Origin of the sequence: Serratia sp. 4542 (genome assembly GCF_016805595.1) — a bacterium.
In the GTDB taxonomy this organism is placed as follows: domain Bacteria; phylum Pseudomonadota; class Gammaproteobacteria; order Enterobacterales; family Enterobacteriaceae; genus Serratia; species Serratia nevei.
The window spans coordinates 116,698-128,979 of sequence record NZ_RXKV01000020.1 but is presented as its reverse complement, the minus strand read 5'-3'; the positions used below and the strand labels follow the sequence as shown (position 1 = coordinate 128,979).

The window sequence follows — 12,282 nt, the reverse complement described above, 5'->3', positions numbered from 1 at the left end:
TGTGCCTGTGCCTGTGCCTGTATTTTTTCTTGGTTTTTCTTTTCTAGTAGTAATCTTTCCTGTTCTCTATATGGTTTTACTATTGCTAATGTGGAAATGAAGGCTGAACCAGAGGAAATGCTATTATTAATAGATGTTTTAACAAAAATTGTTTTATTATCATCTGTAGGTTGTATCGTGTAGTCTATTCTAGTTGAGAATATGTTTGCATTTCGTTCTAAGTTGAATCGCTCCATAACTTTATCTAAATTTTTATTATAATTTAATCTGTAAAAATCAGAAAGTTCACTGTATTGTTCTGGTTCTATTTTTATGCCGACAGTTGCTGAACATGTTCGCATCGAACTATTTGGATCTTTACTTGTTGTAGTTATGTCTTTGATGTTAAAAAGTATCTTATCAAGAGTTGAACGTTTGATTGCATTGGTGACATCTTCATATTTTGATGTTTGTTCTGAAATCTGTTCGAGAGCTGACTTTTTTAGGGATTCAGTGAGTGTTTGAGAGCTTATATCACTAGAACATTCTATTGTGTTTGTATTTTTAGAATCACAACTTGCTAATAATAACGCAAGTGAAATTATAGTTAGTTTATTATTCACTTTCATTCCTCTGACTCTGATGGTTAATATGCGAGCTAATTATCATCTAATATCTTACCATATGATAATTCTAGTTTCATTGTAGTGCTCAGTCGGTGGTGCCTAAATTTTCTCTACTGCTAACGATAGAATCACTGTTATATCTCTTTATTTCTATAGTGAGGAGGTTTTATGAAACTACGCATATTTAAATAGGGAGAGAACAGTTGTAAGCAAGTCGTTTTAGTTTTGATAGTTCTGGGTTTTCGGTCCTAGCCTTCTAGGCTGCAGTCATCTAGCACACTGGAAGTGTCTGGTACATATTACTAATGTGTAGACTTTTTGCACGCAATCCATTGCCTGCCTGGTGTGAGCTTTACCCTGCCGCTCAAAATGTCACCAAAACTTCCCGCGATCTCTGCACCCCGTTGTGGCATAATGCGCGCCAAATCACATTCCCTATGTATAAAGAGCGAGCGCTGTGTTAAGCACCAACAACATCACCATGCAGTTCGGCAGCAAGCCGTTGTTTGAAAACATCTCTGTTAAATTCGGCGGCGGCAACCGTTACGGCCTGATCGGCGCCAACGGCTGCGGCAAGTCCACCTTTATGAAAATCCTCGGCGGCGATTTGGCGCCGACCGGCGGCAACGTGTTCCTCGATCCGAACGAGCGCCTGGGTAAACTGCGTCAGGATCAGTTCGCCTTCGAACAATACAGCGTGCTGGACACCGTGATCATGGGCCACACCGAGCTGTGGGCGGTGAAGGAAGAGCGCGACCGCATCTACGCCATGGCGGAGATGAGCGAAGAAGACGGCTATAAAGTGGCCGATCTGGAAGTCGCCTACGGCGAGATGGACGGTTACACCGCCGAAGCGCGCGCCGGCGAGCTGCTGCTTGGCGTCGGCATTCCGGTGGAACAGCACTACGGCCCGATGAGCGAAATCGCGCCGGGCTGGAAGCTGCGCGTGTTGCTGGCGCAGGCGCTGTTCTCCGATCCGGAAATCCTGCTGCTCGACGAACCGACGAACAACCTGGACATCGATACCATTCGCTGGCTGGAGCAGGTGCTGAACGAACGCAACAGCACCATGATCATCATCTCGCACGACCGTCACTTCCTGAACATGGTCTGCACCCACATGGCGGATCTGGACTACGGCGAACTGCGCGTTTATCCGGGCAACTACGACGAATACATGACCGCCGCCACCCAGGCGCGTGAGCGTCTGCTGGCCGACAATGCCAAGAAGAAGGCGCAGATCAACGAGCTGCAATCGTTCGTCAGCCGCTTCAGCGCCAACGCCTCCAAATCCAAGCAGGCCACCTCGCGCGCCCGCCAGATCGACAAGATCCAGCTGGAAGAAGTGAAGGCCTCCAGCCGCCAGAACCCGTTCATCCGTTTCGATCAGGACAAGAAGCTGTTCCGTAACGCGCTGGAAGTGGAAGCGCTCACCAAGGGCTTCGACAACGGCCCGCTGTTCAGCAAGCTGAACCTGATGGTGGAAGTGGGTGAGAAGGTTGCGGTGCTGGGCGCCAACGGCATCGGTAAAACCACCTTGCTGAAAACGCTGGTGGGCGACGCACAGCCGGACAGCGGCACCGTGAAGTGGTCGGAAAACGCCCGCATCGGTTACTACGCGCAGGATCACGAATACGAGTTCGACGATACCCTGACCGTGTTCGACTGGATGAGCCAGTGGAAGCAGGAAAAAGACGACGAGCAGGCGGTGCGCAGCGTGCTGGGCCGTTTGCTGTTCAGCCAGGACGACATCAAGAAGAAAGTGAAGGTGCTGTCCGGTGGCGAGAAGGGCCGCATGCTGTTCGGCAAGCTGATGATGCAGCGCCCGAATATTCTGGTGATGGACGAACCGACCAACCACCTGGATATGGAATCCATCGAATCGCTGAACATGGCGCTGGAGATGTACGAAGGCACGCTGATCTTCGTCTCCCACGACCGTGAGTTCGTCAGCTCGCTGGCGACGCGCATTCTGGAAATCACCCAGAACAAGGTGATCGACTTTACCGGCAACTACGAAGACTATCTGCGCAGCCAGGGCATCGTGTAACCCTCGCGGCAACGCATCAGGGCGGGAATTATCCCGCCCTTTTTTTATCCGTCATTCCCCGCCGCACACCTCGCAGTGCGGATCCTTCGGCAGTTTCATCTCGCGGAACTGCATGCTCATCGCATCGAACATCAACAGCTTGCCGCGCAGCGGCTGACCATAGTCGGCCAGCAGCTTGATGGCTTCCATCGCCTGCAGGGTGCCGATAGTGCCGACCAGCGGCGCCATCACGCCCGCTTCGACGCAGGTGAGAGCGCTGTCGCCGAACAGCCGGCTCAGGCAGCGGTAGCAGGGCTCGCCCGGTTGATAGGTGAACACGCTGAGCTGGCCTTCCATGCGGATCGCCGCGCCGGAAACCAGCGGCCTCTGCTGCGCGTGGCACAGGCGGTTCAGGGTGTCGCGCGCCGCCACGTTGTCGGTGCAGTCCAGCACCAGATCGCAGGCGGCGATCTCTGCCGCGATCGCCTCATCTTCCAAACGGCCGTCGATCGCGTCGATGCGGATATGTGGATTGATGGCGCTCAGTTCCTGCCTGGCGGAGGCGACTTTGCTCTGGCCGATGCGAGCGTCGCGGTGCAGGATCTGGCGCTGCAGGTTGGAGAGCGAGACGGTGTCGAAATCCACCAGTACCAGATGGCCGACGCCGGCCGCCGCCAGGTAAGGCGCGGCGGCGCAGCCCAGCCCGCCCAGCCCGGCGATCAGCACGCGGGCGGCCTTCAGCTTCTCCTGGCCGTCGAAGTCAAAGCCGCGCAGCACGATCTGGCGGTTGTAGCGCAGCGCTTCGGCGTCGGTCAATTCCGGCAGCATGCTCAGCTCCTCAGCAGGGCGTTGAACGGCTCGATCTCCACCGTTTCGCCTACCGCCACCGAACCGCGTTCGCGCTCCAGCACGATGAAACAGTTGCCCTGGCTGTAGGAGCTGAAGACGTGTGAGCCCTGGTGGCCGGTGGTGCTGACCTCCAGTTCGCCCGCGGCGTTGCTGCTGAACACGCCGCGCTGGAAATCGAGGCGGCCCGGCGATTTCTTCAGCGGCGTCAATGCGCGCGCCCGCAGGCGCGGCGGCAGGCGCCAGTCGCTGTGGCCGGCCAGCTTCGCCAGCAGCGGCTGCACCAGCTGGTAGAAGGTCAGGGCGGCGGAAACCGGGTTGCCCGGCAGGCCGCAGAACCAGGCGTGGCCCAGCTTGCCGAAGGCGAAGGGTTTGCCGGGTTTGATCGCCAGCTTCCAGAAGCTAACCTGGCCCAGCTCGTCGAGCATCTGTTTGGTGTAGTCGGCCTCGCCGACCGAGACGCCGCCGCTGCTGATGACCACGTCGGCCTGGCTGTCCGCCCGTTCGAAAGCGGCGCGCAGCGCATCGCGATCGTCGCGGATAATGCCGAGATCGAGCACCTCGCAGCCCAGCTGTTCCAGCATCAGGCGCACCGCGAAACGGTTGGTGTCGTAGATTTGGCCCGCCTGCAGCGGCTGGCCGACCGGCTGCAGTTCGTCGCCGGTAGAGAACACTGCCACCTTCAGCTTACGCATTACCTGCACTTCGGCGACGCCAAGCGAAGCCAACAGCGGCAGCTGCGCGGCGCCCAGCTTCACGCCCGCCGGCAACACGCTCGCGCTCCGGCGAATGTCTTCACCCGCCAGACGGATATTCTGGCCGGCTTCAACCGGCGCGGTAAAACGCACGCCCTGATCGCTCACCTCGGCCTGTTCCTGCATGACCACCGCGTCCGCCCCGGCCGGGATCGGGGCGCCGGTCATGATGCGTACGCAGCTGTTAGCCGGCCATTGGCCGTCGAACGGCGCACCGGCGAAGGCCTTCCCGGCGACCGGCAGCGGCGCATTGGCCGCCAGATCGGCGAGGCGCAGCGCATAGCCGTCCATCGCCGAGTTGGCGAACGGCGGCACGTCGAGCGGCGAGACCACCGGCGCGGCGGTGATGCGGCCGGCGGCGGCGGTCAGGGCAACGGATTCGGTCTGCTGCAGCGGGGCGATCTGCCCGAGCATTTTTTCCAGCGCTTGCTCCAGGGAAATGAGATCGGAAGTATGGCAATGATCCATAAAGGGAACTCCGTAATCAGGGTGCGCTAAATTAGCGACAAAGTGCGGGTATTATGGCAGAGAACGCCGGGGGGGAGAACGGGTTATGCTTGCCATCTTTCGTACTGCGGCGCCGGGGCGAACGGGTATAAACTGCGCAAAACAGAGGAGAATCATGATGCATAAACAGGTTATCGAGTTCTGGTTCGACGAGATCGAACCGATCATGTGGTTTAAAAAGGACGACGATTTCGATCGTCTGCTGCACAGCCGTTTCGGCGAAATCTGGCGGGCAGCGGCGGCGGGGGAGCTGGCGCACTGGCGCGACACCATCGAAGGGCGCCTGGCGGAGGTGATCGTGCTCGATCAGTTCAGCCGCAACCTGTTCCGCGGCACGCCACAGTCGTTCGCCTGCGACGGCATGGCGCTGATCCTGGCGCAGGAGGCGATCCGCAGCGGCGAGTGCGAACGGCTGAGCCGCGAGCAGCGTGGCTTCCTCTATCTGCCGTTCATGCATTCGGAATCGCCGCTGATCCACCAGCAGGCGCTGGTGCTGTACACTGAGCTCAACAACGGCGACCAGCTGGAGTTCGAGCTGCGGCATAAAGCGATCATCGATCGTTTCGGCCGCTACCCGCATCGCAATGCGATATTGGGGCGCACCAGCACGCCGGAAGAAGAAGCCTTTTTACAACAGCCTGGATCAGGCTTTTAATCGTTGGATCATCTGCGCCCGGCCGGGGAAAAAACAGCAGGCCGGGCGCCGCAATAAGCGTTATTCAGCGCGAACGTTTATTTCCTTACGCCATGCCGCTATTTCCGCACGCGAAATTACCAATAATCTCAGCCGCAGGATCGGCGGTTTGCCGTTTTTTATAACCTGCTGTTTTTATTACAATAAGCTATTTCAAGGTGCGAAACGGTCTAAGCGCGCTACGCTAAAAGCGGGGCGTGGACGTTATGCTGTACTTCCACTGCAGGACTAAATAGAGTCGAAAAAGACTGAATAATAATGATACCGCGCTCAGCTTATTCGCTGCGCAACGGCGGGATTAACACAGGGTGTCAGGCAAATGAGCAAACCAGTGATTGCCATTCATGGCGGCGCGGGCGCAATTACCCGGGCGGCGCTGAGTGCGGAAAAAGAACGGCTGTATATTCAGGCGCTGTCCGAGATCGTGGCCGCCGGGCAGGCGATATTGGCGCAGGGCGGCAGCGCGCTGGACGCGGTGACCGAAGCGGTGCGGCTGCTCGAAGAGTGCCCGCTGTTCAACGCCGGTAAAGGATCGGTGTTCACTCATCAGGGCACCCACGAGCTGGACGCCTGCGTGATGGACGGCCGCACCTGCGATGCCGGCGCCGTCGCCGGCGTCAGCCGCATCCGCAACCCGGTGCTGGCGGCGCGCGCGGTGCTGGAAAACAGCGAACACGTGCTGTTTGCCGCTGAAGGCGCCGAGAAGTTTGCCGCGGCCCACGGCCTGGAACTGGTCACCCCCGATTTCTTCTTTACTCAGGAGCGTTTCGATCAGCTGCACCGGGCCCAGGCGGAGCAGGGCCGGGTATTGCTCGATCACGACGGCGCGGCGCAGGCCGGCGAGCCGCTCGATCCCGATCGCAAATTCGGCACCGTCGGCGCGGTGGCGCTGGATGCGTTGGGCAACCTCGCCGCCGCCACCTCCACCGGCGGCATGACCAACAAGCAGGCCGGGCGGGTAGGCGACACGCCGATCATCGGCGCCGGCTGCTATGCCAACAACGCCACGGTGGCGGTCTCCAGCACCGGCACCGGTGAAATCTTCATGCGCGGCGTGGCGGCCTATGACGTCTCCGCCCTGATCGAGTATGGCGATCTGAGCCTGCAGGCCGCCAGCGATCGGGTGGTGATGGAGAAGCTGCCGGCGCTCGGTGGCAGCGGCGGCATGATCGCCGTCGATCGCCACGGCAATATCGCGCTGCCGTTCAACTGCGAGGGGATGTATCGCGGTTTTGGCTATGTCGGCGATGCGCCGTCCGTCGGGATTTACCGCTAAGCGTTCACCGGGAGGGTGCATGACCGACGTTTCACTCCGGCCCGCCGGCAACGGGTTGTCATTGCCGCCGCAGCGAGTGCTGACGGTGCGCGATCTGAGCATCAGCTTTCCTCAACCGGACGGCGCCGTGGCAGCGGTGCGTAACCTGTCGTTCGATCTCGATCGCGGCGAGACGCTGGCGATCGTCGGTGAGTCCGGCTCCGGCAAATCGGTGACTTCGCTGGGGCTGATGCGGTTGGTGGAGCAGGGCGGCGGGCGCATCGTCGGCGGCGGCATGACGCTGCGCCGGCGCGACGGCGCGCTGCTCGATCTCGCTCAGGCCTCGCAGAGCACGCTGCGCACGGTGCGCGGCGCCGACATGGCGATGATCTTCCAGGAGCCGATGACCTCGCTCAACCCGGTATTTCCGGTCGGCGAGCAGATCGCCGAATCGCTGCGCCTGCATCAGGGCATGGACCACCGCAGCGCGCGTCAGGAGGCGCTGCGCATGCTCGATCTGGTGCGTATTCCGGAGGCCAAAGAGGTGCTGGGGCGCTACCCGCACCAGCTTTCCGGCGGCATGCGCCAGCGGGTGATGATCGCCATGGCGCTCTCCTGCAAACCGGCGCTGCTGATTGCCGATGAACCCACCACCGCCCTCGACGTCACCATTCAGGCGCAGATCCTGCAGCTGATCCGCGTGCTGCAACAGGAGATGCAGATGGGGGTGATCTTCATCACTCACGACATGGGCGTGGTGGCGGAGATCGCCGATCGGGTGCTGGTGATGCGCCGCGGCGAACAGGTGGAACAGAATCGGGTGCGCGAGCTGTTTGCCGCGCCGCAACAGGCCTATACCCGGGCGCTGTTGGCGGCGGTGCCGAAGCTGGGGGCGATGGCCGATCGGCCGCTGCCGGCGAAGTTTCCGCTGCCGGGCAGCGAGGAGGATACGGCGCCGCAGGATACCGTACCGCCAGACGCTACGCCGATCCTGCGAGTGGAGCATCTGGTTACGCGCTTTGATCTGCGCGGCGGACTGTTCAATCAGGTCACTCGCCGGGTGCACGCGGTGGAAAACGTCAGTTTTGATCTTTACCCCGGCGAGACGCTGGGGCTGGTGGGCGAGTCCGGCTGCGGCAAGTCCACCACCGGGCGCTCTCTGCTGAAGCTGGTGGACAGCCAGAGCGGCACCATCACCTTCGCCGGGCGGCGGATAGACCAATTGAAGGGGGCGGCGCTGCAGCACCTGCGGCGCGATATTCAGTTCATCTTTCAAGATCCCTACGCCTCGCTCGATCCGCGCCTGACGGTCGGTTTTTCCATCATGGAGCCGCTGCTGGTGCACAACGTGATGCGCGGCCGGGAGGCGGAGCAACGGGTGGCCTGGCTGCTGGAGCGCGTCGGCCTGCTGCCGGAGCATGCGCGCCGCTACCCGCACGAATTTTCCGGCGGCCAGCGCCAGCGTATCTGCATCGCGCGTGCGCTGGCGCTGAACCCGAAAGTGGTGATCGCCGACGAGGCGGTCTCGGCGCTGGACGTGTCGATTCAGGCGCAGATCGTCAATCTGTTGCTCGATCTGCAGCGCGAGTTCGGCATCGCTTTTCTGTTTATTTCACACGACATGGCGGTGGTGGAGCGCATCAGCCACCGGGTGGCGGTGATGTACCTCGGGCAGATCGTCGAGATTGGCCCGCGGCAGGCGGTGTTCGACAATCCGCAGCACCCCTACACCCGCAAGCTGATGGCGGCGGTGCCGGTGGCCGATCCCGCTCATGCCCACAAACGGCAGCCGCTGCCGGCCGATGAGATCCCGAGCCCAGTGCGCGCGCTGGGCGATGAACCCGTTACCGCACCGCTGGTGCAGGTTGGTGCCGGGCACTTTGTCGCCCGCCACCCGATCGCCGGTGCTTTTTAAAGACCTCAGGAGAGACAAGCGACATGAAGCACACATTCAAACGCAATGCGCTGTTGGCCGCCGTACTGCTGGCGGCGGGAACCGGCCCGGTCTGGGCGGCGAAGGACGCGGTGATCGCCGTGGCCTCCAATTTCACCACCCTCGATCCTTACGACGCCAACGACACGCTGTCGCAGGCGGTGGCCAAGTCGTTCTATCAGGGGCTGTTCGGCTTCGATAAGGACATGAAGCTGGTGAACGTGCTGGCGGACAGCTATGAGGTCAGCAAAGACGGCCTGACCTACACGGTCAAACTGCGCCAGGGGATTAAATTCCACGACGGCACCGCGTTCAACGCCGAGGCGGTGAAGGTAAACCTCGATCGCGCCAGCAACCCGGACAGCCACCTCAAGCGCTACAACCTGTTTAAGATGATCGACAAAACCGAGGCGGTGGACGCCAATACGGTGAAGATCGTGCTGAAGGCGCCGTTCTCGGCGTTCGTCAACAACCTGGCGCACCCGGCGGCGGCGATCATCTCGCCGGCGGCGCTGAAGCAATACGGCAAAGAGATCGGTTTCCACCCGGTCGGTACCGGGCCGTATCAGTTCGTGACCTGGAACCAGACCGATTTCGTCAAGGTGAAGAAGTTCGACGGCTACTGGCAGCCGGGGCTGCCGAAGCTCGACAGCATCACCTGGCGCCCGGTGGTGGATAACAACACCCGCGCGGCGATGCTGCAGACCGGCGAGGCGACCTTCGCCTTCCCGATCCCCTACGAGCAGGCCAAGGTGCTGGAGGGCAACGCCAAGCTGGACGTGGTGGCCGCCCCGTCTATCCTGCAGCGTTACATCAGCATGAACGTCACCCAAAAGCCGTTCGACAACCCGAAGGTACGCCAGGCGCTGAACTACGCCATCAACAAGGACGCGCTGATCAAGGTGGCGTTCGCCGGTTACGCGGTGCCGGCGGAAGGGCCGGTGCCGCCGGCCATTGACTTCGCCGCCCGCTATAAGCCGTGGCCGTACGATCCGGCCAAGGCGCGCGAGCTGCTGAAAGAGGCCGGCTACCCGAACGGCTTCACCACCACGCTATGGTCTTCCCACAACCACAGCACCGCGCAGAAGGTGCTGCAGTTCACCCAGCAGCAGCTGGCGCAGGTGGGGGTGAAAGTGACGGTGACGGCGATGGATGCCGGACAGCGTGCGGCGCAGGTGGAGAGCGTCGGGGTGAAGGACACCGGCGTGCGGCTGTTCTATACCGGCTGGTCGGCCTCGACCGGGGAAGCGGACTGGGCGCTGTCGCCGCTGTTCTCTACCCAGGCGGCGCCGCCGAAGCAGTTTAACACCGCGTTCTACAGCAATCCGCAGGTGGACAAGGATCTGACCGACGCGCTGGCGACCACCGATCGCGCCGAGAAGCAGAAACTGTATCAGGACGCGCAGGATCGCATCTGGGCCGACGCGCCCTGGATCTTCCTGGCGACCGAACGTCTGTTGTCGGCCAACAGCAAACAGCTGAGCGGCTTCTACGTGATGCCGGATACCTCGTTCAACTTTGATAACGCCGATCTGAAATAAGGCGCCCATCCCCGCCCGTGGCCAAGCGGCGGCGGGCGGGGGAAGGAATGAGATGCTCAATTATTTTCTGAAACGACTGCTGGGCCTGATCCCGACGCTGCTGATCGTGGCGGTGCTGGTGTTCCTGTTCGTTCACCTGTTGCCGGGCGATCCGGCGCGGCTGGCGGCGGGGCCGGAGGCCGACGAGGCGGTGGTGCAGCTGGTGCGCAAGGATTTGGGGCTGGATAAGCCGCTGCCGCAGCAGTTCGCGCACTTCTTCGTTAACGCGCTGCGGGGCGACTTCGGCATCTCGATGGTGTCCAAACGCCCGGTGAGCGAAGAGATCGCCTCGCGCTTTATGCCGACCTTCTGGCTGACCGTCACCAGCATGCTGTGGGCGGTGGCGTTCGGCCTGGCGATCGGCGTGGTTTCGGCGGTGTGGCGCAACCGCTGGCCGGATCGCCTCGGCATGACGCTGGCGGTGTCGGGGATCTCGTTCCCGGCCTTTGCGCTCGGCATGCTGCTGATGCAGGTGTTCTCGGTCGAGCTGGGGTGGCTGCCGACGGTGGGCGCCGACAGCTGGCGGCACTACATTCTGCCTTCGATCACCCTGGGGGCGGCGGTGGCGGCGGTGATGGCGCGCTTCACCCGCGCTTCGTTCGTCGAGGTGCTGCAGGAGGACTACATGCGCACCGCGCGCGCCAAGGGCGTGCGGGAAAGCGTGGTGGTGATGAAACACGGCCTGCGCAACGCGATGATCCCGGTGGTGACCATGATGGGGTTGCAGTTCGGCTTCCTGCTCGGCGGTTCGATCGTGGTGGAGAAGGTGTTCAACTGGCCGGGGTTGGGGCGGTTGCTGGTGGACTCGGTGGAGATGCGCGATTACCCGGTGATCCAGGCTGAGGTGCTGCTGTTCTCGCTGGAGTTCATCCTGATCAACCTGCTGGTGGATATGCTGTACGCGGCGATCAACCCGGCGATTCGTTATCAATGAGGACGCGGCATGATTAAGCATTGGCGGCGCAACGCCGCACTGAAGGCGATGCCGCTTATCGACTCCAACGCGGTACGCACGCCGTGGCGCGAGTTTTGGCGGCGTTTTCGTCGCCAGCGGGCGGCGCTGGTCGCCGGCCTGTTGGTGCTGCTGCTGATTGCGGCGGCGCTGCTGGCGCCTTATCTGGCACCGTTCGATGCGGAAAACTATTTCGATTACGACCGGCTGAACGAAGGGCCTTCGCTGATGCACTGGCTGGGCGTCGACTCCCTCGGGCGCGATATCTTCAGCCGCATCCTGATGGGCACGCGCATTTCGCTGGCGGCCGGGGTGTTCTCGGTGCTGGCGGGCGGGGCGATCGGCACCCTGCTGGGGCTGCTGGCCGGTTACTATGAGGGCTGGTGGGATCGCCTCACGATGCGCGTCTGCGACGTGCTGTTTGCGTTTCCCGGTATTCTGCTGGCGATCGGCGTGGTGGCGATCATGGGCAGCGGCATGGCCAACGTGATCGTTGCGGTGGCGATCTTCAGCATTCCGGCCTTCGCCCGCCTGGTGCGCGGCAATACGCTGGTGCTGAAGCGCCTGACCTATATCGAATCGGCGCGCAGCATCGGCGCCTCGGACTGGACCATCATCCTGCGGCACATTCTGCCGGGCACCCTGTCTTCGATCGTGGTCTATATCACCCTGCGCATCGGCACCTCGATCATCACCGCCGCCAGCCTGTCGTTTCTGGGCCTGGGCGCCCAGCCGCCGACGCCGGAGTGGGGGGCGATGCTCAACGAGGCGCGCGCCGATATGGTGATCGCGCCGCACGTAGCGATCTTCCCCAGCCTGGCGATATTCATCACCGTGCTGGCCTTCAACCTGTTGGGCGACGGATTGCGCGATGCGCTCGATCCGAAACTGAAGGGGTGAGGGTATCGCTGAATTGGCATACCCCTGTTTTAGAGTTTTTTGATGAAGATTTGACCGGTGTATATTACAGGGATGAGGAATGGGTATGACCCATGAGATGGCTGCCGTACGTATTTCACAGATCGGCAAGGCCGTTGGTAATGCCAATGAGCATAGGAATCAAATTAAAGCTGCCATCGATTTTCTGATTGATGGCTTTTGAAGAAATCCGGGCGGTTTAACCGCC

General features: G+C 61.0%; 10 protein-coding genes and 1 pseudogene. 8 read left to right on the top strand and 3 right to left on the bottom strand.

Annotation, left to right across the window (positions count from 1 at the left end):
• Window positions 1-602, bottom strand: a pseudogene (locus tag EKL15_RS23765) (hypothetical protein); the annotation flags it as partial.
• A gap of 460 nt (window positions 603-1,062) precedes the next feature.
• Between EKL15_RS23765 and EKL15_RS23760 the strand changes: the two are divergent.
• A complete protein-coding gene (locus EKL15_RS23760) occupies window positions 1,063-2,655 on the top strand; it encodes an ABC-F family ATPase (RefSeq protein ID WP_203090474.1) in 1,593 nt (530 codons plus the stop codon).
• 51 nt (window positions 2,656-2,706) lie between these two features.
• Here EKL15_RS23760 and moeB read toward each other — a convergent pair whose 3' ends face one another.
• Both moeB and moeA read right to left on the bottom strand, forming a co-directional pair.
• Window positions 2,707-3,462 (bottom strand): molybdopterin-synthase adenylyltransferase MoeB, encoded by a 756-nt coding sequence (gene moeB / locus EKL15_RS23755; protein ID WP_203090472.1) that lies wholly within the window; start codon window positions 3,460-3,462, stop codon window positions 2,707-2,709.
• 2 nt (window positions 3,463-3,464) lie between these two features.
• Entirely contained in the window at window positions 3,465-4,703 is a 1,239-nt protein-coding gene (gene moeA / locus EKL15_RS23750) for a molybdopterin molybdotransferase MoeA (RefSeq protein ID WP_203090470.1), read from the bottom strand.
• Between the two features lie 157 nt (window positions 4,704-4,860).
• Between moeA and EKL15_RS23745 the strand changes: the two genes are divergently transcribed.
• The 7 genes from EKL15_RS23745 to EKL15_RS23715 all read left to right on the top strand — a co-directional run bounded on the left by EKL15_RS23745 (window position 4,861) and on the right by EKL15_RS23715 (window position 12,258).
• Window positions 4,861-5,397, top strand: coding sequence for a DUF924 family protein (locus EKL15_RS23745; RefSeq protein ID WP_060421380.1), 537 nt, complete (start codon window positions 4,861-4,863; stop codon window positions 5,395-5,397).
• A 358-nt stretch (window positions 5,398-5,755) separates the two neighbouring features.
• Window positions 5,756-6,712 (top strand): isoaspartyl peptidase/L-asparaginase family protein, encoded by a 957-nt coding sequence (locus EKL15_RS23740; protein WP_060440370.1) that lies wholly within the window; start codon window positions 5,756-5,758, stop codon window positions 6,710-6,712.
• A 19-nt stretch (window positions 6,713-6,731) separates the two neighbouring features.
• A complete protein-coding gene (locus tag EKL15_RS23735; protein WP_203090468.1) occupies window positions 6,732-8,606 on the top strand; it encodes a dipeptide ABC transporter ATP-binding protein in 1,875 nt (624 codons plus the stop codon).
• A gap of 23 nt (window positions 8,607-8,629) precedes the next feature.
• Window positions 8,630-10,165 (top strand): glutathione ABC transporter substrate-binding protein GsiB, encoded by a 1,536-nt coding sequence (gsiB, locus tag EKL15_RS23730; protein WP_004938996.1) that lies wholly within the window; start codon window positions 8,630-8,632, stop codon window positions 10,163-10,165.
• Window positions 10,166-10,217: 52 nt separating this feature from the next.
• Window positions 10,218-11,138, top strand: coding sequence for a glutathione ABC transporter permease GsiC (gene gsiC / locus EKL15_RS23725; RefSeq protein WP_038880960.1), 921 nt, complete (start codon window positions 10,218-10,220; stop codon window positions 11,136-11,138).
• Between the two features lie 9 nt (window positions 11,139-11,147).
• Window positions 11,148-12,056 carry a glutathione ABC transporter permease GsiD gene (gene gsiD, locus EKL15_RS23720; RefSeq protein WP_203090466.1) on the top strand — a complete coding sequence of 303 codons (909 nt, stop codon included), beginning with the start codon at window positions 11,148-11,150 and terminating at the stop codon, window positions 12,054-12,056.
• Window positions 12,057-12,135: 79 nt separating this feature from the next.
• The gene (locus EKL15_RS23715) at window positions 12,136-12,258 is read left to right on the top strand and encodes a CcdB family protein (protein WP_238423762.1); all 123 of its coding nucleotides are present in this window, start codon (window positions 12,136-12,138) and stop codon (window positions 12,256-12,258) included.
• The last annotated feature ends 24 nt before the right edge of the window (window positions 12,259-12,282 follow it).

Excerpts from the sequence above, each read along its gene's own strand:
- moeB (WP_203090472.1), bottom strand. The coding sequence starts at position 3,462 with ATGCTGCCGGAATTGACCGACGCCGAAGCGCTGCGCTACAACCGCCAG.
- moeA (WP_203090470.1), bottom strand. The coding sequence starts at position 4,703 with ATGGATCATTGCCATACTTCCGATCTCATTTCCCTGGAGCAAGCGCTG.
- EKL15_RS23745 (WP_060421380.1), top strand. The coding sequence starts at position 4,861 with ATGCATAAACAGGTTATCGAGTTCTGGTTCGACGAGATCGAACCGATC.
- EKL15_RS23740 (WP_060440370.1), top strand. The coding sequence starts at position 5,756 with ATGAGCAAACCAGTGATTGCCATTCATGGCGGCGCGGGCGCAATTACC.
- EKL15_RS23735 (WP_203090468.1), top strand. The coding sequence starts at position 6,732 with ATGACCGACGTTTCACTCCGGCCCGCCGGCAACGGGTTGTCATTGCCG.
- gsiB (WP_004938996.1), top strand. The coding sequence starts at position 8,630 with ATGAAGCACACATTCAAACGCAATGCGCTGTTGGCCGCCGTACTGCTG.
- gsiC (WP_038880960.1), top strand. The coding sequence starts at position 10,218 with ATGCTCAATTATTTTCTGAAACGACTGCTGGGCCTGATCCCGACGCTG.
- gsiD (WP_203090466.1), top strand. The coding sequence starts at position 11,148 with ATGATTAAGCATTGGCGGCGCAACGCCGCACTGAAGGCGATGCCGCTT.
- EKL15_RS23715 (WP_238423762.1), top strand. The coding sequence starts at position 12,136 with ATGGGTATGACCCATGAGATGGCTGCCGTACGTATTTCACAGATCGGC.